The following is a 20,136-nucleotide window of genomic DNA, read 5'->3' on the forward strand; positions in this document are numbered from 1 at the left end:
GAACGTCGCGCCTACGCTGGCACGGCCAGCCCGGCCGAACGCGCGACGGACCCAGTCGCGACTAGCGAAGCATTCCATCCGACTCCCTTATGCGTGGCACGCTGCGGTCTGCGCCGCAACGGATGAAGCGTCAGGATCAGAAACAGGACTGCGTATTTATCCTCCAGGCGTCGCGGCGCGATTGGCCTGCTGTTGGGCGGCGGGGCTGCTCTTCCACGCGTCTTCGTCCATGACGATGCGAAAGCCCAGATGCGACATGCTGTTGTACGGATCGGTGCCGCGCCGCGCGCTTGGCCGGTAGCTCAGGCAGTACGCCTCGTTGCAGAGAAACGAGCCGCCGCGCGTGACGCGCTTGGGCGCGTCCACCGGCACGCCGGGATCGGCCGGGTCCCACGCGGCGCTCGGGCCCGTGGGGTTGTCGATGACGCTGGTGTCGTTGGCCGCTTCACGGCGGAACTGGTCCGCGCGATACCAGTCGGCCACCCACTGCCACGCGTTGCCGGTCATGTCCGAGAGGCCATAGCCATTGGCGGGGAAACTCCCCACGCGGCTCGTGCCGAGCGCGCCACCCGCCTTGGCGCTGACCACCGGGAACGGTTGCGCCTGCTGACCTTGCCACACGTTGGCCATCTGCTTGCCGTCGGGCGTGAACTGGTCGCCCCACGTGTACGTGGCCTGATCCAGACCGCCGCGCGCTGCGAACTCCCATTCGGCCTCGGTGGGCAGCCGGCCACCGGCCCACTTCGCATACGCCTGCGCATCCTCATAGGACACCTGAACAACCGGATGATCGTCCTTGCCGTTGATATTGCTGTCCGGTCCCACTGGATGACGCCAGTCGGCGCCGGGCACATAGCGCCACCAACGCGAGTAGTCATCCAGCGAAACAGGTTGATCCGTACCGACGAATACCATCGCACCGGGCACCAGTGCGCTATCGGGCGGGCGCGGCGTGCCGGGCGGCAACTGCACCTTGAGCGTGTCCCAGTCCGGCTTTTTCTCGGCCGTGGTGACGTAACCCGTGGCGGCGACGAACTTGCGGAACTCCGCATTGGTAACGTGATGGCGATCCATCCAGAAGCCGTGTACGCGCACCTTGTGCGCCGGACGTTCATTGGGCTGGGCCATCTTGTAGTCGCTGCCCATCATGAACTCGCCGCCGGGCACCCACGCCATGCCCAATGGGCCGTGCGTGCCGTCGCCATAGACCACGTGAATGCCGGAAGCGCGGGTGTGGGTGCTGACGGCCCATGTCACCGCGCCGCCAATCAACGCTGGCAACACGACGAGCGCGGCGGCCCATAGCAGCATCGTGCGATAGCGTTTTGCAGCGGACAATGGCGAGCGCGACGCGTGCGGGGTCCGCGCGTTGATGGTTCGTGGTGTGACAGATGTCTCTTTCCGCATGCTCATGGCCTCGGGTCCAGAAACGCCTGCATTGGCCGCGCGGCGACAGTCACGAAAGCTTCGCACTGCTGTCACCGCATTATCGGTTTTACAGCGACTAAAAAGCATCACCGTGCGATATGCCTGAACTGGCATGATGGCCGCGGGCGCGACATCTGATAACGTTGGAACGACTAAATAACTAACTAACGCGCCAATTGAGACTAGCAAGTTTACGGGGGGATTTCACGTTTTTTTTAAATGATTGCAAACGCTTTGACGAAGCGGAGAGCGTGCGTTACCGTGAAAACAGGGTTGCATAGTCCGGTTGCCAAAAAACTGAAACGATGAGCCGAATTGATCGCGATGCGTGAAACTATCCTGCAGTTCGAAGCAAGCGTGAATCAGGCCATCGTCGGGCAGGACGCGGTGGTCCGGCAAATCCTGATTGCTCTGCTGGCAGACGGACACGTGCTACTCGAAAGCCTCCCCGGCCTCGCCAAGACACGCACCGTGAAGGCCATCGCCGCGCGTCTCGCGGCCACCATGAAGCGCATCCAGTTCACGCCGGACCTGCTGCCCTCGGACATCACCGGCGCGGAGACGCTGTTGCAGGCCGGCACGGAGCGCGCGCTGTTGTTTCAGCCCGGGCCGATCTTCGGCAACCTGATCCTCGCCGACGAAATCAACCGCGCGCCCGCCAAGGTGCAAGCCGCGCTGCTCGAAGCAATGGAAGAGCGCCAGGTGTCGGTGGCGGGCAAGACGCATCTGATGCCCGAACTGTTTCTTGTCATGGCGACGCAAAATCCCATTGAGCAGGAGGGCACGTACCCGTTGCCCGAGGCACAGATGGACCGCTTCCTGCTCAAAGTGCTGATTACGTATCCGGCGCCGCAGAGCGAGCGGGACATGCTGCGTCTTCTCAGGCGCGAAAGCACGGCAACGCCGGAGCCCGTCGGCACGCTGTCGCAGGACGTGATTTTCGCGGTACGTCGAGCCGTGCGCGAGATTGCCGTGGCACCGGCCATAGACGATTACATCGTCTCGCTCGTCAACGCCACACGGCATGCGGGCGAACTGGATGCCGAGCTTGGCCGGTGGATCGAGATTGGCGCCAGTCCGCGCGGCGCGATTGGCCTCGATCGCGCTGGACGGGTGCAGGCGTGGTTGCAGGGGCGTGACTTCGTGGTACCCGACGACGTGCGCGCGGTGATTCACCCGGTGCTCCGGCATCGCCTGATTCTTTCCTATGATGCGAATGCGGAGAACGTCACGGCGGACCAGGTGATCGACCGCCTGATCGAAAAGGTGGCGGTGCCGGCCTGAATCGAGGAGGGTGAGCATGGCGGCGGTGTCCGGAGCGGCGAACGACGTGGGCCACGCGAGCGGCACGAGCCATGCAATCGGCAGCGTGTATGTCGATGCTGCGCATCTCGCGAAGCTCGAGTTTCGCGCACGGGGCTTGAGCTTCGTCGCGCCGCCGCCGGTGTCGAGCATTCTCTCGGGCAATCACGCGTCGCGTTTGCGCGGGCGCGGCCTGAACTTCGAGGAGATTCGCGGCTATCTGCCGGGCGACGACATCCGTCACATCGACTGGAAGGTCTCGCTGCGCCTCGGCAAGGCGCAGGTGCGCACCTACACGGAAGAGCGGGACCGTCCGCTGCTGGTGGTGGTGGATCAGCGCATGAGCATGTTCTTCGGTTCGAGCCGTGCCTTCAAATCCGTGATCGCGGCTGAGGCTGCCGCGCTGGCGGTGTGGATGGGTTTTGCCGCTGGAGACCGGGTGGGCGGCGTAATCTTCGACGATACCTCGGTGGTGCGTGTGAAGCCCTTGCGCAGCCGCAGTCGCATCAAGACGCTGTTCGGTGAGATCGCGCGCATGAACAGCGCACTGCACGCGGAGAGCGCTTTGCGAACCGACTACGAGCAGTTGAACAAGGCGCTCGAAGGCGTGCTGCATCTGGCGGGACACGACTATCTGATCTGCGTGCTCAGTGACTTCGCCGGCGCGGGTGAGCGCACGCGCCAATTACTGCGGCAACTGTCCAGACACAACGACGTGATCGCAGGGATGATTTTCGATCCGCTCTGGCAACGCATGCCGGAGCATCGCGCGCTGGTGGTGAGCGAAGGGCAGTTGCAGGTCGAGCTGCGGATCGACAACGAACGCGTGCGCATGCCGCTTGCCAGCCGGCTCGAAGCGCGCACCGCTGAAGTCGCGGCGCTGCTGCGCGCGAGCGGCGTGCCGCTGATGGCGTTATCGACGGACGAACCGGTCGTCGAGCAGATCCGGCGCCTGTTTGGACAACGGGCGCGTCTGCCGCTGGGGAGCAGCCTGTGAATGCGCCGCTCGATCTGGCATCCAAAGGGGCTAACGCAAGCCTCGCACCCGCCGATACGCCCGGCATCCTGCAGCCGTTGCAGGAATTGCCGCTGCCCGCGCGGGTTTCGTGGACACCGCAAACCGTCGGCTGGGTGGGTGTGGCAATCCTGCTGGTGATCGTGCTGATGGGCCTCGCGTGGGCGCTCTGGCGACGTCACGTGAAGCGGCGTTACCGGCGCGTCGCGCTTGCGCAGCTCGCGCGCCTCGAAGCGGACTTGCAGGATCCGGTGCAGCGCGTCGCGGCGTTGGCGGCGATTGCACCGCTCGTCAAGCGCGCCTCGCTGGCCGCCACGCCGCGCGAGCGGGTCGCGGCGCTGACCGGCGACGCGTGGCTCGCTTTTCTCAAACGCACCCACGCCAGCTTCGACGAATCAACCGGCGCGCTGCTCGCGCTCGTCAGTTATGCGCCCAACGAGCGGATCGCGGCGGTGTCGCAAGGCGAAGCGGCTGCGCTGGTCGGCGCGGTGCGCGACTGGATCGAGCATCATCATGTGGAAGTTTGATTTCCCGTGGGCGTTCCTGCTGCTGCCGCTGCCCATTCTGGTCTGGTGGCTGGTGCCCGCGTATCGCACCACGGCCTCTGCGGTACGTGTGCCGTTTTTCCACGAACTGGCCGAAGCGGCGGGTGAAACGCCCGCGCCAGGCGGGGTGCGTTTGCGCAGCAACTGGCTGCAACGCCTGATGATGCCGCTGCTGTGGACGTTGCTGGTCGTTGCAGCGGCGAAGCCCGTGTACGTCGAGCCGCCCGTGACCTATGAAGAGCCGGCGCGCGATCTGATGCTGGCCATCGACCTCTCGCAATCCATGAGTACGCGCGATTTCGTGAGCGCCGCGACCGGCGAACGCACGGACCGTCTCACGGCGGTCAAACGCGTGGTGAAAGACTTCGTCGCGCATCGCCAGAGCGATCGTATCGGCCTCGTGGTGTTCGGCCAGGCGGCGTATCCGCAAGCCCCGTTGACGCTGGATCACGGCAGCGTGCTCGTGCTGCTGGACCAGATGCAGATCGGCATGGCCGGTCCGCGCACGGCGATTGGCGATGCGATTGGCCTGACGGTGAAGCTGATGGACGATTCGCCCGCGCCGGAAAAAGTGCTGATTCTGCTGACCGATGGCAACGACACGGCGAGCGCGATTCCCCCCGAACAGGCCGCTGAAATCGCCAAGGGCCACAAGCTCACCATCCACACCATCGGCATAGGCGACCCGCAGGCGACCGGCGAGGACCGCGTCGACTTCGAAGCCTTGCAGCATATCGCCGACATCACGGGCGGCCGCGCTTTCCAGGCACTAGGTAACGAGCAGGATCTGGTCGACGTGTACAGAACGCTCGACCGCATCACGCCGCAAAAAGTGAAGCGCGAAATCTACCGGCCGCAGCGCGATTTTTTCTGGGTTCCGCTCGCCGTGGCATTGCTGCTGTTCACGCTATATCACTGCGTGGCACTCCTGATTGCCTTGTTGCGCGCACCGCGCCACGAAGTGCTTCCGGCGCAGATGCCGCTCGGCGAGGTCAGTCGTGGAAATTGATCTCACCGCCTTCCACTTTTTGCGGCCGTGGTGGCTGTTGCTGCTGGTGCCGGCCGTACTGTTGCCGCTGTTCTGGTGGCGCCGCAATGACGTGCGGGCGCGCTGGCGCAACCTCATCGCACCTGAATTGCTGGAGCATCTGATCGTGGGCGATGCCGCGCGGCGGCGCTTGCAGCCCGTGCATACGCTCGCGCTGCTGATCGGCATGGGCGCGATCGCCGTGGCCGGACCCACCTGGCAACAGGAACGGCCACCGTTCACCCAGGACCGGGCGCCGCTCGTCATCGTGCTCGAACTGGCGCCTTCGATGGACGCAACGGACGTCGCGCCCACCCGGCTCGAACGCGCCAAACAGAAGGTGCTCGATATCGCCGCTGCGCGCAAAGGGGCGCGCACGGGACTGGTGGTGTTCGGCTCCACCGCGCATCTGGTCATCCCGCCCACCGAAGACCCGGCGATGCTGCAACTGTACGTGCCGGCGCTTTCGCCTGCGTTATTGGCGGAAAGCGGCAAGAACGTGAGCGCCGGACTCGACGTCGCCGAACGGCTGCTGGCGCATCAAACGGTGGAAGGCGGAGCGGCGGGGCATGAGCCTATCGCCGGCACGATTGTATTCATCAGCGATGGCTTCGATGCGCAGCATGCCGACGCCTTCGTGCAAAAAGCGCAGGCGTCCCATCAGCAATTGCTGTGGCTCGCGGTGGGCAGCGTTGACGGCGCGCCGATTCGCGGCTCGGAAGGACGGGTCGTGATGGATGCCGCAGGTCATCCACTCGTGGGCAGCTTCGACGCCGAGGCGATCCGCAAGGTGGCCGACGAAGCCGGTATTCCGCTCGCCAGTCTGCGCGCCGATGACGACGACGTGCAGTGGGTGCAACACCGTGCGCGTGCCTGGCTCGCCGCTGCGGACGATTCGAAGCGCGTGGCGCGCTGGAAGGAGTCGGGCTACTGGCTGATCGTACCGCTGCTGTTGCTGGGACTCTTGAGCTTCCGGCGTGGCTGGACCGTCAAATGGCTGCCGGTGTTTTTGCTGGCGCTCGCATTTGGCGCCGTGCCGCGTCATGCCGAGGCAGCCTCGTGGCGCTGGCAGGACCTGTTTGCGACACACGATCAGCAAGGCCGCTGGAGCTTCGAGCATGGCGATTTCAAAACCGCCGCGCAACGTTTCGACGATCCCATGTGGAAGGGCCGCGCGCAATATCTGGCAGGCGACTACACGGGTGCGCTGGAAACGTTTTCACGCCTGCACACCGCGCAGGCGTATTTCTATATCGGCAATACGCTCGCGCATCTCGAAGACTACCCAGGCGCCGTCAAAGCCTTTGACAATGCGCTGGCGCTCGATCCGAGCTTGCGGGCGGCGGCGCTCAACCGTCAGTTGATGCGGCAACTGCTGAAGAAACCGAAGCAGGATCCGCAACAAGATGAGGAAGACGAAGAATCCGACGACGTGAAGATGCAGAAGAAAAAAGGCGGCATCGAGCAAAGCACGCTGATTCCGGTGCCGTCCGAAGATGTGTGGATGCGCAGCCTCAACATGTCGCCGGCCACGTTCCTGCGTCAGCGCTTCGAGCAGGAGTCGGGTGCACAGAATGCGGGGACGCCATGAAACTGTTGCGTCTGATCTGCCGGGTGTGTCTGTTGATGCTGCTGGCGATCAGCGTTGCGCACGCGGACGCTGCACCGCAGGTGAAGGTGCGCGCACACCTCGAACCCGCCGGCGCAGTGGTGGCCGGGAGTCAGATCAAACTCGTCGTGGATTGCCTCACCACCACCTGGTTCACCGAAGCGCCAGACTGGCCGCTGTTCGAATTGCCTGGCGCGATTGTCAGTCTTCCCGACGAGCAGGCGGAGAATCTGCACGAGGTGATTGACGGCGTGGACTGGTTTGGCGTGAGCCGCGCTTACCGAATCGTGCCGCAGACCGCACGCGCGTTCGAGATCGCGCCATTTGCGATCACGGTTCATCCGGGGCAGACGAGCGGCCCAGTGCAGGTGATGACGCCGGTGCAGAGTTTCACCGCCACGGTGCCGCCCGGCGCGGAAGGCATGCGGACCTTCTTCCCGACGCAAAAGCTGACAGCCACGCAACACATCGAATCGCCGCAACAGCCGGTGAGAGTGGGCGACCGCATCACACGCACCGTCACGCAGCGCGCGAGCGGCACGCAGTCCATGCTGATTCCGCCGGTCGTCTTCGCGCAGGTCGCGGGCCTCGAACAGGATCCTCGGCATGCGACGACGCGCGACATCGTCGAGGACCGCGCGGGCCTCGTGGCGGGTGAGCGGACCGACACCGTGAGCTATCGCGTCGAGCGTGCCGGCACGTTCGAGTTGCCGGCGCTCAGCATTGAATGGTGGAACACCGCGAGTCAGCGCAAGGAAACCATCGTGTTGCCGGCCGTGAGCGTGCGGGCGATAGCGGCAGCGGAAAAGCCGGTGTTCTCGATTCCGGTCGATTCGCTCACGCGTGGGGCGGCGCATCGGATCATCGTGATCGACCGCCAAACACTCGTATTCGTGGGCCTGGGGTTGCTGGCGATGCTGGCGTGCGTGTGGGCGTTTCCGCGCCTGCTGCGATGGCGGCAACGGCTGCATGGAATGGTGGCCGCCGTGAGACGTCGCCATGCGGACGGTCCGGGTCCCGCCTGGCGAGCATTGCAGCGCGCCACGCGCGAAGGCGTGCCGCAGCAAATCATTCCGGCGCTATACCGCTGGATGGACAAAAGCGATGCCTTTCAGCATCCCGCCACGTTGAATCAACCGGAAGGACAGGATGGACTCGGGCCTTTGCGGGAGGCGGTCAATCGCCACTATGCGGGCGTGACTGAATCAGGCGATCAGTGGCGGGCAGCGCGAGATACGCTGCGGCGCGGTGTGAAGCGTGGGAGGAAAACGCGGGGCGAACAGTCCGCGCTTCCTCCATTGAACAAGTATTGAAGGGAGGGGGCTTCGCGCGCCCGCTCCCTTGCGGCCGCTACCTCAAGCCTTCACAACCGACGCCTGATAAATCTCGTCGATTGCTGTTGCCAGCGTGGCGTCGAACTCGCTGTCGCTCATCGACACCTTGAGTTCGTTGATCAGGGCACGCGAGAAACTCGCGATCATGCCGTGATTCAACGAGAGCCGATGGCACGCGTCGCCGCGCGTATAGCCGCCCGACAGCGCCACCACGCGAGCCACGCGCGGGTGGTCGATGAGCGGCTTGTAGAAGTCCACCACGTCGGGGATGGTCAGCTTGAGCATCACCTGGCGGTTATCCGGCAACGCGTCGAGACCCTTGAGCAGTTCCGCGCGCAGGGTCGATTCGGCGCCCGGCTTGTCCGGGCTCTTGATCGACACCTCGGGTTCCAGAATGGGCATGAGGCCGTGCGAATCGATCTGCGCACCCAGCTCGAATTGCTGCTGGGCGATCGCGGCAATGCCCTTCTCCGAGTTCTGCGTAATGACCGAGCGCATCTTGGTGCCGAAGATGCCCAGCTTGCCGGCACGTTCGAGCAAGGCGTCGAGGCCGGGGATCGGCTTCATGAGCTGCACGCCGTCCGCTTCGGGTTGCAGACCCTTGTCCACTTTGAGAAACGGCACCACGCCGCGCTCTTTCCACAGGAAGGTTGGCACCGGCGTGCCATTGGCCTCGCCGTCCATGGTGGCTTCGAACAGAATGGCGCCGATCACCTTTTCGCCGGTGAAGGCCGGTGCAGTGATGATGCGCACGCGCATCTCGTGGATCAGCTTGAACATCTCGGCATCGCCGCTGTAAGCGGTTTCGGGGATGCCATACAACTTGAGGGCGCCAGGCGTCGACCCGCCGCTCTGGTCCAGCGCGGCAAAAAAGCCCTCTTTCTCACATACCTGCTTCAGCATCTTCACATCAGCCACGATCGTCTCTCCCTTTTCATAAAACGAAATTCGGACCAGCACGGGTGGTCGGGACATAGTGCATCAACGCGCTCACGGTACCGATGGTAATGCAAATGCCAGACCCGATGTAGCGAGGCGCACCGGGCGCGCCGCAGGAGGCAAGATGATGTCGCCTGCCGCCAGCGCCGCAAGCGCGGCCCGTCAGTCTTTCAGACGTATGACAGTTGGAAGGCGCGGGCGTTGCACAAATTGCAGCAACAGCGGGGATCGTTTCCGTGGATGGCAAAAACGGGTGGTCAGAGGGCCCAACCGCGCGCCCAGCGGCAAGTCTTGCCGCGAAATGAGGGGTAGCGCACAGAGCCATGCAGGACGCAACCCTACGCTGACCCGTGCTGCGGAGCCGCCGTTTCTGGCAGGGCTGAAAAGGCTCGAACGGCTGAAGGCCCGCGCAATTCGCCCCATGCAGCGCTTACGCAATCAGGTGCCACCGATGCGTCTCCAAGCCATCCGCTGTGCGTTGCTGATCGTGGGCGGATGCGTGACCGTGGGCGGCGGGGCCCAGACCCCGGCTCAGAACCAGACCCCGACCCAGGCACAAACCCCGACCCAGGACGCGGCCGGTGTCGTCAAGACCCTCAAGGGCACCGTGCAGATCGAGCGGCCCGCGGGCAATGCGGGCGCGGCCGTCGGCAGCGAGGTGTATGGCAGCGATCGCATCGTGACCGGCCCGCTGTCCTCGGTCGGCATTACGCTGCGCGACAGCACGCAACTCTCGGCCGGCGCGGATACCGTCCTCGAACTGAACAAGTTTGCCTTCAACACCACGACGCACGATGGCGTGCTCGACGCCACCGTCAAACGCGGCTCGCTGGCGGTGATCTCCGGCAAGCTCGCCAAAGCGAATCCCGATGCGGTGCGCTTCAGCACGCCGACCACCACGCTCGGCGTACGCGGCACCGAATTCATCATCGAGGTGGGCGGCAAAGGGGACGAACATTGAAGGCCGCCAGCCGAAGCCGCGTGCCGGCCCGAGCCAGGCGATGCGTCGCGAGATTCGTTGCGAGATGCATCGCAGGCGGCGCCACGGCGTGCATGATGCTGTTAGTGCTCGCCGCTTGCAGAACGCCGCCGGACAAGATCATTCTGTTGCCCGATCCGCAGGGCAAGGTCGGTGCGGTGATCGTCCATAGCGCTACCGGCGAGCAGACCATCGACAAGGCGTACGCCGGCGTGGATGTCTCCAGCAGCGGCACCATCCAGACCACGATGGACAGTCAGGCGGTCGTGCAACGACGCTATGCCGATCTGCTCGCGGCGCGGCCGCCGCGCCCCGTGACGTTCACGATTTTCTTCCTGTTCGATTCCGCCACGGAACTGGCGCCGGAGTCCACCGCGACGGTCAGGCAACTCAAGGCGGTGCTGGCGACGTGGCCAGCACCAGAGGTCCAGGTGGTCGGCCACACCGATCTGGCCGGCTCGCAGGATTTCGACGACAAACTCGCGATGCGGCGCGCGCAAACCGTCGCGGCGTTTCTCGTCAAGCAAGGCATCCCGGCCCAGCAGATCGAGACCGCTGCGCGCGGCAAGCGCGAGCCGCTGGTGCCCACGGCGGATGGCGTGCCCAATCACATGAACCGGCGCGCCGTCATCACCATTCAATGAGGGCGCCGGTGAGCGGCGCCGCACGGCTTTTCTCGTGATGAAACGCTTCTGCGACCTGTGGCTCGATCGAATCAGGCGGCTGGTGTGGATTTCCCAAGGGCGTCCGATGGCGCTGGCGGTGCTGCTCGGCCTCAGCCTGATCAACCTGTCCAGCGAATGGCCGAGCGATCTGCCGCGCCCGGCGGTGGTGGGCGCGCTGGACGACGCGCTGCCCGACTCGTTCAAGGCGGCGCGGCAACTGCTGTTCGATCAGTATCAACGCCGCTTTCCGCGCGTGCCGACGGCGCAGCCTGTGACCATCGTCGAGATCGACGAGGAAACGTTGGCGACGGTCGGCCAATGGCCGTGGCCGCGCAACCGCCTGGCCACCCTGATCGATGCGATCGCCGCGCAGAAGCCGCTCGCCATTGGTCTGGACATTTACATGCCCGAGCCCGATCAAACCTCGCCCGACAAGGTGGCCGCAAATCTGCCGGCCTCGGCGGCGAGCCTGGCCGCCGGCCTGCGAGCGCTGCCCAGTCACGAGGCCATTCTGGCGGGCTCGTTGCGCGCCGCGCCGACCATCCTCGGAGCGGCGGCGCTCGATCACGACGTGTTCGGCGCCATGACCGATCTGCGCAGCGCACCGATTGTCGTGCATGGCAGCGATCCACTGGACCAGGTGCAGCGTTTCGACTACGTCCTCGCCAGTCTGCCCGAACTGCAGGCAGCGGCGCACGGCGAGGCCATGCTGAGCGTCTCGCTGGAACAGGGCGTGGTGCGGCACTTTCCGCTCATCATGGGACTGCGTGACAAGCTGGTGCCCAGTTTGCCGATGGAAATGCTGCGCCTTGCCACAGGTTCCGCCGCGCTCGATGTCTACGCCGACCCCTCCGGCGTGCAGGCGGTGGGCGTGGCGGACGTGGACGTGCCGACGCAGCACAGCGGCGATATCTGGCTGCACTTCGCGTCGATCCGCTCGACGCTCAACCGTTATGTGTCCGCGCGCGACATCCTGCAAGGCAAGGTCGATCCGGAGCGGATTCGCGGCAAACTGATCCTGGTGGGCCTGACGGGCTCCGGCGTCACCGACATGCGCACCACGCCGCTGGGCGAACTGGTGCCGGGCATCGAGATTCAGGCGCAGGTGATCGAGACCATCGTCGAGGGGCGTTTTCTGCGCCGGCCTGCCTGGCTGAAATGGGCGGAAAGCGCGTTCATCATGACGTTCGGACTGGCGATCATCTGGTACGTGCCGCGCCCGCGCTCGCAGATTGCGGTGTTCATGCGAACCGTCCCCAAGGCATCCACCGTGTTGGGTCTTTTGCTGCATCTGGTCAACGCGGTGTGCTGCTTCTTCATTTTCAAGCGCTTCGGGCTGCTGGTCGATGCGGCGTCGATTTTCATCATACTGTCAGCGGTCATGGGCTGCTTTTTTTCGCGCACCTTGCTGCAGGTGGTGGAACGCTCCCGTACCGGGGCGGCGCTCGCGCAGCAGCGTGAAGACAACAACGAACGCGCCCGCGAACCTGCCGGCAAGGCGCGAGGGCCCTGAGGCCGTGTGCGTGCAACGGAGCTTTGCCCGGGAGGCAACGGCGAGATGTGCGTGGGCACGTGCGCGCAGGTGACGTGCGCGTAAGCGGTATGCACCTCGGCAACGCGTTTCAATCTGATAAGGGATACTAGCGCTGCAGCACGACAATCCATCCAGCCAGGATCTTGCCCATGAAGACGCTCTCTCTTCTGACTCTTTGCGCTGCCTTGTTCGCGTTCGGTAACGCGGCTTACGCACAAGTAGACCAATCCAATCCGCAGCTTCTCATCAAGACCGCGACGCAGCAGATTCTCAACGAGGTGCGCACGCGCGCCATCCAGCCCGACGATATTCCGCGCATCATGGATATCGTGAACCGCGACATTCTTCCCTACACCGATTTTCGCCGCACCACCGCGTTTGCGATGGGCCGTTACTGGCGTACCGCGACGCCGGCGCAACAGCAGGAAGTGGTGGACCAGTTCAAGAAGCTGCTGATCTATACCTACTCGGGCGCCATCGGTCAGTTGCGCGCTGATCTGCAGATTGATTACCCGCCCATCCATATCGCGCCAGGCGATACGGACGTGGTGGTGCGTACCATTGCTACGCGCAACGGCGAGCCCGCCGAGATCGACTACCGCCTGTACAGCACGCCGGAAGGTTGGCGGCTGTATGACCTGAACGTGCTCGGCGTGTGGTTGATCCAGACGTACCGGCAGCAGTTCAGCGACAAGATCCAGCAAAGCGGCGTGGATGGACTGATCCAGTTTCTCTCGGATCGCAACCAGCAACTCGCGTCGGGCAAGCAGTGAAGGCGCGGGTTTGATTCTTGACGTTTGTCGCGCGCCCTTGAGTTTTTGATCCGTCTCTGGCGAGCACGGCTCCAGTTTTTCGAGCGTGCTCGCCGGCCGGCAGCCCTACATGCTGCCGTTTTCAACCGCGCGGCCTTCCGCGCGCCAACGCAGCATGCCGCCCGCGAGATTGGCCACCGCTGCGAAACCGGCGCGTTGCAGGATCACAGTGGCTTGCGCCGAGCGGCCGCCCGCGCGGCACACGGTGACGATCGGCTTATCCTTGTTCAGTTCATCCGCGCGCGCCGCCAGATTGCCGAGCGAAAGGAGCCGCGCAGCGGGGATGCGCCCTAACGGGCCGTCGAATTCATCGGGCTCGCGCACGTCGATGAGCTGCACTGCGCCGAGATTTTCCTCGAGCCATTGCGGCGCGATTTCCCAGATGCCCGCGAAGGTGTACGTCAGCGGCGCCCATTGCGGTTCGGCGCGCTGCGTCGGGTCGTTGGCGGTCATGCCGCAGGCGAGATTGGCTGGCATCGCAAAGTCGATCTGCTTCGGATGCGGCAAATTCAGATTCGCCATGTAGCCGGCAAAATCATCTTCCGACAGTTCACCGCCCAGACGCGGATTGAAGCGCCGCTCCTCGGCGACACTCGTGACCGTGGAGCCGCGGTAGTCGTGAGCCGGATACAGCAGGCAGTTTTCGGGCAACGTGAAAAGCTGCTCGTACACATTGCGGAACATCGCGCGCGCGTCGCCGTGCTGGAAGTCGGTGCGGCCCGTGCCGCGTATCAGCAGACAATCGCCTGTGAACGCCATGCTCTGGTCGTCGAGGACGAGGCTGATGCATCCATTCGTATGGCCTGGCGTGGCGCGTACTTCCAGATGCAGCGCACCGAACTCGCACCGGTCACCGTGTTGCAGATAACGGTCCGCGCCTTCGGCGCCGCTTGCCGATGAAATCGCAATCTGGCTACCTGTACGGCGTTTGAACATCCATGCGCCGGTCACGTGATCGGCGTGGACGTGCGTGTCGATGGTGTAGAGAAGCCGCAAGCCCAACTCGTCGAGCAGCGCGGTCTCGCGGCGCACCTGCTCGAAGACCGGATCGATCAGCACGGCCTCGCGCGTGGCGCTATCGGCAAGCAGGTAGGTATAAGTGGAGGATTGCTGATCGAATAGCTGGCGAAAGATCAACACGAAGTGGCTCCGTGGTTGGTGAAGCACATGAGAGTGCGAAGCGTGCGGCGACGTCCCCACGCCGCACTGATAGCGTAGAACAAAAACACGGCATTGGAGCGATTCGAGTGGCGATGCGACGGGCGCGCGTGCATACAACGGACACGCGAGGAACACGCGAGGCACGCCCGGACAGATGCGGGCTCGCGAGGCGACATGACTTCGCGCCACGGCAAGCTCGCACCGCCGCCCGTCACTCCGCTGCAGGCGTAGCAGGAGCAGCTTCCAGCAAGGCTTCCGTGACCGCGTCGGAGAACCGTCGGGACTGGCCACCAATCAGCAGCCGCTCCGGGTTAGCGGAATCGCGCCCGGCCTGCAAAACGCCGCTTGCGATGAGCGCGCGAGCGCAGCCCACCCAGTCGCCCCCGAGCGCCAGCTCCGGTTCGTTGAGCGAGGCCCACGACAGGGTGCCGAGCACGTCGTCGCCGAAACCCTGGGTCTCGCGCCAGCTTGCGCCGTGCGCGAGCAGAAAGGCTGTCAATGCCGCGTCGCCATGAAACACCGCATGGTTCAGAGCCGATGCGTCCCAGTCGCCGCCGCGTGTGGCGATGGGCCAGCCGAGTTCGACCATGACCTCGACCGCGCCGCGTGATCCCCACGCGGCGGTGTCGGGCAGCCGCCGTAACTGATCCGCCGATAGCGAGCCCGGCAGCTCCGGATGCCGTGCCTGAATGCGGCGCGCTTCGACCGCATCAGCGCGCGCGCAGGCGGCCACGAACTCATCTTCGGCGGTCAGGGTTTCTTGCGCCCCATACGTGCGCAACGTCTCGACGATGTCCGTCAGACCGAGCTGAACGGCCAGCCGCCAGGCACTTACGCCAGCCGGCGTGCGCGCGTGGGGATTGGCGCCCGCCGCCAGCAAAGCCGCCACATGACGCGGCGACCGGCGTAGTGCGATCGCACGCAGAAGCGGCGTTCCCCATACCCGCAACGTCTCGCCCATTGGCGCTTCGTTGGCGTCGCCGCCGTGCGCCAGCAACAACTCGAGGGCAAGCGGGTCGGGCATGTCGAGCGCGCGCCACAATGCGTTGCTACCGGCCACGCGCGCGCCGTGCTGAAGCAGCAAGCGCGTGCAGTCCGGATTTTCCAGCGAGTGATACAGCGACTCGCCATCGTTCGGATCGGCGCCGGCCTTCAGCAGTATTTCAGTGAGCGCCGGATCACGGATTACGCCGGCTGCTCCATATAGCGCGGAGAGCGGCTCGCGCTCATCCGGCTGTGCCAGCGATGCGGGCGGAAAGCGATTGCCGATGCGCTGATTGGGATTCGCGCCCGCTTGCAGGAGATGTTGCGCGCAGTCACGCAGATGCGCGGTGAACGCGGGCAGTCGTCCGAGTTGCGAGTGCGTCACCGCGACCAGCGGCGGCAGATTCAGCGCGCCGCCCGCGCGATCGAGCCACGCCGGATCAGCCGTCAAGGCTCGCGAGATGCCGTCGAGATGTCCCGCAGCGCAGGCCACGAATGCATCCGCTTCGAGCAGGGCCGGGTGCTCCTGAAGCAGTTGCGCGGCAACCCGTGGCCGTGCCGCGTCGTAGCTGCCGGTGACGTCGCCGCCATACACAAGGCCCAGCCAGCGGCGTGTCAGCACGGCCTGTTCGCGCTGCGCGAATGCACTGGTTTCGACGTACAAGGCGAGATCCGCCCATGACGCGAAGCCATACTCCCGCGCGATGCACGACTGCGCATCGTGCAGGCGCAGATCGAGCGCGATTACTTCGCTATGCGTACGATGCGCGGCGGCGGGGAGATGTTGGGTGAAGCGTGCGGTGGCGGTGGGGTCGCCGTCGCGATAGAGACGCAGTAGCGTCTTGGCCTGTTTCTTCAGGTGATCGAGACTGGCTCTGGGAGGCAGCTTGTTCATGACGGATCCTCGTGCATTGAATGGCCGAAGGTCCGCAATACCGCCAGCACAAAGGATGGTGTGAGAGGTAAGGCGCTGCGACAGGTGGGTTCAACCCTTTCCGCGGACCCGGAAGCGGCCTGTACCGCTATCCGGGATGCTATGCGACGGAAGAAGGTGGCGTCAAGCTAGGTCACTTCGTCGCTCTGCGTATGCGCCGTCACAAACGGGCGCTTGCTGGTGGCGATCATCACGAGCGCCAGCACCACGATGCCGATCAGGATGCCGGTGAGCCGCTCGAGCGCGGGCAGCGGGTCGGCCGACCAGTGATGGTCCTGCACGAACACGATGATGAACGCGATGGTGAATTGCCGGCCCACGTAGCTGGCGCCTTCGCGACCGGTTTGTACATGGCAGCCGAGCCACACGCCAATCGACAAGGCCAGCATGCACAGCACGGCCTCGCCGCGCATCAGCGGCAGCAAGGCCAGCGCGAGCGCGCCGGCCAGCAGACAACCGGCCACGCGCTGGACCATCTTTTCCAGCACGCGTTGCTGCGTAATGTCTGCCGTAAGACCCGCCGGCAGGAGCAGTACCGCCATCACGGTCACCATCGTTTGCGCGAATCCCGGCGTGTGCCAGACGTAGGTGAGGATGGCGAGGATCGTGACGGACAACGCGGCCTGCACACCCAGCAGCGTGCGAATGGCTTGCGAGGTTTGCGTCGGCGGCGTGGGGGCCGCGCTGGCAGAGGACGCGGAAGCGCTGCCGGCTGCGTGGTTGAGGGACGCGCCGGCCCGCGCTCGCCGATACCACTTCGGTCCGAAGTAGAACAGGCTCGCCACGACGAGGCAGGAGAATGTGCCCACCGCGACCTCGGCCACGCGCAGTGCCGCAAATAACGCGGTCTCACGGATGGAGGCGAACTTGTGCGCCTCGTAGGTCACCATCAGCGCCGTGACGCCGCCGAGAATCCACGCATAAGACGCTTTGAGGCCGTTGGCCTGATAGACCGACACGCCGCCGATGGCCGCCATCGCGGGCACGAAGAACCACGGACGATCGCCGAGCCACGGCCCAATGATGGTGCCGAGCGCGGCGCCGATCACCGTACCCATGATGCGGTACGCCGAACGCTCTACAGAGCTGGCGAAGGTGGTTTGCATGAGGACGAAGCCGGTGATGGCCGCCCACCAGGTGTCGGAAAGATTCAGGGCGTTGGCGAGTGCGACGGAGAGCGCTACCGAAAGCACGGCGGCAGCGGCGAAGCTTGCGCGTGACGGAGACGGCTTCCAGGCCGCGAGTTCGCGTCCCAGTGCGAGGACGGCGGCTCGTGAGAGTTGTGCCAGCGTGCTCAGGAACGTCATGGGTGCCGCCGCCGGCGTGTGCCACCCACACGGCAAACGCGGACCCGTGCACTCGCCAGCGTGAGGGGCAGTCTGCATGGAAGAGAGCAGTTCAAGCGCATCGTCAGGGCGCTCCATTGAGAAGCACTGCAAGAAGCACTACGCGTTTCGTGCAGCGGCGCTGCAATCAGGCCTGGTCTCTGGTCATGCCACTGACCCTTGCCACTGAGCCAGGCCACAGTTTATCCCGCGTTGGCTTTGCTATCCGAGTGGTTCATGGCGGCCTTCGCTGCGCCATCGCTGTTTTATCGCTGCTTCATCGACTCCAGCAGCCACGCGGCGAGCCGTTGCGCGCCGTCGGGCAGATCGGTGTCGGCGCGGTTGCATAGATAGTAATGGCGGCCATCGTCCAGTTCCTGATCGAACAGTTTCACCAGTTCGCCGGATTCCAGTTCGCGGGCAATCAACGGCGCGCGCAGCAGCGCCGCGCCCAGGCTCGCCCGGGTCGCGGCGAGCGTGAGCTGGCCATCCTCGAACAGCGGGCCGACCGTGCGCGTGACGTGACGCACGCCCGCTCGCTGCAACCAGTTCACCCATGTGCTGCGGTCCTCGTCGTGCACCAGTGGCACGTGCGCCAGATCAGCGGGCTTGCGCAACGGACCATGACGGCGGCGAAACGTGGCGCTGCACACAGGCACCACCGCACCCGACATCAGACGCTGGCTGTGGTAGCCGGGCCACTCGCCGGTGCCGAAGCGGATCGACAGATCCGCCGCATCACTGCGGTAGTTGCGGTGATTGGCGTACAGCACGGTGACATCCACGTCTTCGTTAGCGGAGAGAAAACTCTGGAGGCGCGGAATGAACCAGCCCATGCCGAACAGCGGAATCAGGCTAATAGTGATCTGGCGCAGCGACGAGCGGTCCCGCACGAAACCGGTCGCGCTGCGCAACACCGAAAAGGCCGTGCTGATGGAGCGGTAGTAGTCGCGTCCTTCGTCGGTCAGGACGAGCGCGCGGCCCTTGCGCACCGTGAGCGGCGTCTGCACGAACGATTCGAGCAACTGCAACTGGTGACTCACCGCCGAGGCCGTAATGTCCAGTTCGGCCGCCGCCGCCGTCACCGTGCCGAGTCGCGCGAAGGCCTCGAAGGCACGCACGGCGCGCAACGGTGGATCGTTGCCGAATTGTTCGATATTTTTCATGTATGGAATTATATCGAAGGTTGTTTGTGCTTGTTTGTGATCGTGAAACGCTTGACTGACAAGGCTTTCAGGCATTCAGACGCCGTCCGGTATAAGGTATTTACGATTGGGTATTTAGCGCGTGGAACGCGATTGCTTAGTATTTTTCATGTACCTGAGATGACGGCTTGACTCTTCCACACGCAATCAAGATTGTCCCCACACCATGAAAAAAACACTTTCACCGCTGCTATTCGCGTTTGCGGCCGCTCTGACCTTCGGCGCGGCTGAGGTTGCCCACGCCCAGAATGACCAGGTCGTTTTGATCGGCCTCGCAGGACCGTTGAGCGGGCCCTCGGCCCGCACCGGCAAAGATCTGCAGAACGGTGCGCAACTCGCGCTCGACGACGCCAACGCGAAGCATCCCGTCATCAATGGCAAGCCGGTGCTATACAAACTGGTCACAGCCGACGATCAGGCCGATCCGCGCACGGCGGTCACGGTGGCGCAGCAACTCGTGGATCAGCACGTGATCGGCGTGGTGGGTCACTGGAACACAGGGTGCAGCCTGCCGGCGTCGCGCGTCTATCACGAGGCGGGCATTCCAGAGATCGCGCCTGCGTCAACGGGACATCCGTACACGCAGCAGGGCTACAACACGGCGTTTCGCATCATCGGGCACGACGACATCGGCGGCGGCGATGCGGGCGCTTACGCGGTCAAGACGCTGAAAGCGAGCGCATCGTGGTGATCGACGACCGCACGTCGTTTGGTTCGGGCCTTGCCACGCAGTTCATCAAAGGGGTGGAGAGTAATGGCGGCACCGTGATCGATCATCAGTATGTGGATGACAAGACTACGGACTACAGCGGCGTGCTCACCGAACTGAAGGCGAAGAATCCCGACCTGATCTTCCTCGGCGGCGTCGACGTGGAAGCCGCGCCGCTCGTGCGCCGCATGCATCAACTGCAAATGCACGCCACCCTGCTCGGCGCGGGCGGCTTCGTCAGTCAGACCTTCCTGCATCTGGCCGGTCCCGACGGCGAAGGCGTGACCGCGCTGGACCCGGGCCGCTCGCTCAGCAGCATGCCGGGCGGTCAGGCATTCGACGCGGCTTACCGCGCGCGTTATCACCAGCCCATCGAACTGTATGCGCCGTTCGCCTACGATGCCGCCGCCACATTGATCGCAGCCACGCAGCAGGCCAACTCGCTCGATCCCGCGAAACTGGTGGCCACCTTGCATACGATCAACCGCACGGGCATCACGGGTCCGATTGCGTTCGACGCCGAAGGCAATCTGCGCGATCCGGCGTACACCATTTACCGCGTGCAGAACGGCGGCTGGTCGGTCGTGGATGTGCTGGGCAATGCCCAGCAGACCGCTGCCAAGTAACGG

At 64.5% G+C, this 20,136-nt stretch carries 16 protein-coding genes and 1 pseudogene; 11 read left to right on the forward strand and 6 right to left on the reverse strand.

What is annotated here, in order from left to right; all coding sequences use genetic code 11:
* Positions 1 to 156: 156 nt before the first annotated feature.
* Positions 157 to 1,311, reverse strand: coding sequence for a formylglycine-generating enzyme family protein (locus D0B32_RS03815; RefSeq protein ID WP_117332331.1), 1,155 nt, complete (start codon positions 1,309 to 1,311; stop codon positions 157 to 159).
* Between the two features lie 435 nt (positions 1,312 to 1,746).
* Here D0B32_RS03815 and D0B32_RS03820 point away from each other — a divergent pair, with 435 nt between their 5' ends.
* From D0B32_RS03820 to D0B32_RS03845, 6 genes are read left to right on the forward strand one after another with little or no spacing between them, the layout of a single operon-like run.
* Positions 1,747 to 2,712 carry a MoxR family ATPase gene (locus D0B32_RS03820; RefSeq protein ID WP_220444916.1) on the forward strand — a complete coding sequence of 322 codons (966 nt, stop codon included), beginning with the start codon at positions 1,747 to 1,749 and terminating at the stop codon, positions 2,710 to 2,712.
* A 16-nt stretch (positions 2,713 to 2,728) separates the two neighbouring features.
* Complete coding sequence (locus D0B32_RS03825) at positions 2,729 to 3,727, forward strand: DUF58 domain-containing protein (protein WP_117332332.1); 999 nt, start codon at positions 2,729 to 2,731, stop codon at positions 3,725 to 3,727.
* The gene (locus tag D0B32_RS03830) at positions 3,724 to 4,272 is read left to right on the forward strand and encodes a DUF4381 domain-containing protein (RefSeq protein ID WP_259294867.1); all 549 of its coding nucleotides are present in this window, start codon (positions 3,724 to 3,726) and stop codon (positions 4,270 to 4,272) included. Before D0B32_RS03825 ends, D0B32_RS03830 begins: the two co-directional genes overlap by 4 nt.
* The gene (locus D0B32_RS03835) at positions 4,259 to 5,299 is read left to right on the forward strand and encodes a VWA domain-containing protein (protein WP_117332333.1); all 1,041 of its coding nucleotides are present in this window, start codon (positions 4,259 to 4,261) and stop codon (positions 5,297 to 5,299) included. The genes D0B32_RS03830 and D0B32_RS03835 overlap by 14 nt, the downstream gene beginning before the upstream one ends.
* Positions 5,289 to 6,908: a VWA domain-containing protein gene (locus D0B32_RS03840; RefSeq protein WP_117332334.1), complete on the forward strand. Its 1,620-nt coding sequence runs from the start codon at positions 5,289 to 5,291 to the stop codon at positions 6,906 to 6,908. Before D0B32_RS03835 ends, D0B32_RS03840 begins: the two co-directional genes overlap by 11 nt.
* Entirely contained in the window at positions 6,905 to 8,239 is a 1,335-nt protein-coding gene (locus tag D0B32_RS03845; protein ID WP_117332335.1) for a BatD family protein, read from the forward strand. The genes D0B32_RS03840 and D0B32_RS03845 overlap by 4 nt, the downstream gene beginning before the upstream one ends.
* Positions 8,240 to 8,281: 42 nt before the next feature.
* Here D0B32_RS03845 and D0B32_RS03850 read toward each other — a convergent pair whose 3' ends face one another.
* Positions 8,282 to 9,178, reverse strand: coding sequence for a fructose bisphosphate aldolase (locus tag D0B32_RS03850; protein WP_117332336.1), 897 nt, complete (start codon positions 9,176 to 9,178; stop codon positions 8,282 to 8,284).
* A 472-nt stretch (positions 9,179 to 9,650) separates the two neighbouring features.
* On the opposite strand from D0B32_RS03850, the gene D0B32_RS03855 reads away from it, so the two are divergent.
* The 4 genes from D0B32_RS03855 to D0B32_RS03870 all read left to right on the forward strand — a co-directional run bounded on the left by D0B32_RS03855 (position 9,651) and on the right by D0B32_RS03870 (position 13,150).
* Complete coding sequence (locus D0B32_RS03855) at positions 9,651 to 10,160, forward strand: FecR domain-containing protein (protein ID WP_117333446.1); 510 nt, start codon at positions 9,651 to 9,653, stop codon at positions 10,158 to 10,160.
* A 92-nt stretch (positions 10,161 to 10,252) separates the two neighbouring features.
* Positions 10,253 to 10,822, forward strand: coding sequence for an OmpA family protein (locus D0B32_RS03860; RefSeq protein WP_117332337.1), 570 nt, complete (start codon positions 10,253 to 10,255; stop codon positions 10,820 to 10,822).
* A 37-nt stretch (positions 10,823 to 10,859) separates the two neighbouring features.
* Positions 10,860 to 12,356 carry a CHASE2 domain-containing protein gene (locus D0B32_RS03865; RefSeq protein ID WP_117332338.1) on the forward strand — a complete coding sequence of 499 codons (1,497 nt, stop codon included), beginning with the start codon at positions 10,860 to 10,862 and terminating at the stop codon, positions 12,354 to 12,356.
* A gap of 170 nt (positions 12,357 to 12,526) precedes the next feature.
* Positions 12,527 to 13,150 carry a phospholipid-binding protein MlaC gene (locus D0B32_RS03870; RefSeq protein ID WP_117332339.1) on the forward strand — a complete coding sequence of 208 codons (624 nt, stop codon included), beginning with the start codon at positions 12,527 to 12,529 and terminating at the stop codon, positions 13,148 to 13,150.
* Positions 13,151 to 13,255: 105 nt separating this feature from the next.
* Here the strand turns inward: D0B32_RS03870 and D0B32_RS03875 are convergent, their stop codons facing one another.
* From D0B32_RS03875 to D0B32_RS03890, 4 genes are all read right to left on the reverse strand, one after another.
* Positions 13,256 to 14,326, reverse strand: coding sequence for a rhodanese-like domain-containing protein (locus tag D0B32_RS03875; protein WP_117333447.1), 1,071 nt, complete (start codon positions 14,324 to 14,326; stop codon positions 13,256 to 13,258).
* Between the two features lie 235 nt (positions 14,327 to 14,561).
* Positions 14,562 to 16,229 (reverse strand): ankyrin repeat domain-containing protein, encoded by a 1,668-nt coding sequence (locus tag D0B32_RS03880; RefSeq protein ID WP_117332340.1) that lies wholly within the window; start codon positions 16,227 to 16,229, stop codon positions 14,562 to 14,564.
* A 167-nt stretch (positions 16,230 to 16,396) separates the two neighbouring features.
* Positions 16,397 to 17,575, reverse strand: coding sequence for an FUSC family protein (locus D0B32_RS03885; RefSeq protein ID WP_117332341.1), 1,179 nt, complete (start codon positions 17,573 to 17,575; stop codon positions 16,397 to 16,399).
* 284 nt (positions 17,576 to 17,859) lie between these two features.
* The gene (locus tag D0B32_RS03890) at positions 17,860 to 18,759 is read right to left on the reverse strand and encodes a LysR substrate-binding domain-containing protein (RefSeq protein WP_117333448.1); all 900 of its coding nucleotides are present in this window, start codon (positions 18,757 to 18,759) and stop codon (positions 17,860 to 17,862) included.
* 205 nt (positions 18,760 to 18,964) lie between these two features.
* Here D0B32_RS03890 and D0B32_RS03895 point away from each other — a divergent pair.
* Positions 18,965 to 20,133, forward strand: a pseudogene (locus tag D0B32_RS03895) (branched-chain amino acid ABC transporter substrate-binding protein).
* Positions 20,134 to 20,136 lie beyond the last annotated feature (3 nt).

It is taken from the genome of Paraburkholderia sp. DHOC27 (assembly GCF_003429005.1).
GTDB lineage: Bacteria > Pseudomonadota > Gammaproteobacteria > Burkholderiales > Burkholderiaceae > Paraburkholderia.

Excerpts from the sequence above, each read along its gene's own strand:
- D0B32_RS03815 (WP_117332331.1), bottom strand. The coding sequence starts at position 1,311 with ATGCTGCTATGGGCCGCCGCGCTCGTCGTGTTGCCAGCGTTGATTGGC.
- D0B32_RS03880 (WP_117332340.1), bottom strand. The coding sequence starts at position 16,229 with ATGAACAAGCTGCCTCCCAGAGCCAGTCTCGATCACCTGAAGAAACAG.
- D0B32_RS03835 (WP_117332333.1), top strand. The coding sequence starts at position 4,259 with ATGTGGAAGTTTGATTTCCCGTGGGCGTTCCTGCTGCTGCCGCTGCCC.
- D0B32_RS03825 (WP_117332332.1), top strand. The coding sequence starts at position 2,729 with ATGGCGGCGGTGTCCGGAGCGGCGAACGACGTGGGCCACGCGAGCGGC.
- D0B32_RS03860 (WP_117332337.1), top strand. The coding sequence starts at position 10,253 with ATGATGCTGTTAGTGCTCGCCGCTTGCAGAACGCCGCCGGACAAGATC.
- D0B32_RS03855 (WP_117333446.1), top strand. The coding sequence starts at position 9,651 with ATGCGTCTCCAAGCCATCCGCTGTGCGTTGCTGATCGTGGGCGGATGC.
- D0B32_RS03865 (WP_117332338.1), top strand. The coding sequence starts at position 10,860 with ATGAAACGCTTCTGCGACCTGTGGCTCGATCGAATCAGGCGGCTGGTG.
- D0B32_RS03870 (WP_117332339.1), top strand. The coding sequence starts at position 12,527 with ATGAAGACGCTCTCTCTTCTGACTCTTTGCGCTGCCTTGTTCGCGTTC.
- D0B32_RS03890 (WP_117333448.1), bottom strand. The coding sequence starts at position 18,759 with ATGAAAAATATCGAACAATTCGGCAACGATCCACCGTTGCGCGCCGTG.
- D0B32_RS03845 (WP_117332335.1), top strand. The coding sequence starts at position 6,905 with ATGAAACTGTTGCGTCTGATCTGCCGGGTGTGTCTGTTGATGCTGCTG.
- D0B32_RS03885 (WP_117332341.1), bottom strand. The coding sequence starts at position 17,575 with ATGACGTTCCTGAGCACGCTGGCACAACTCTCACGAGCCGCCGTCCTC.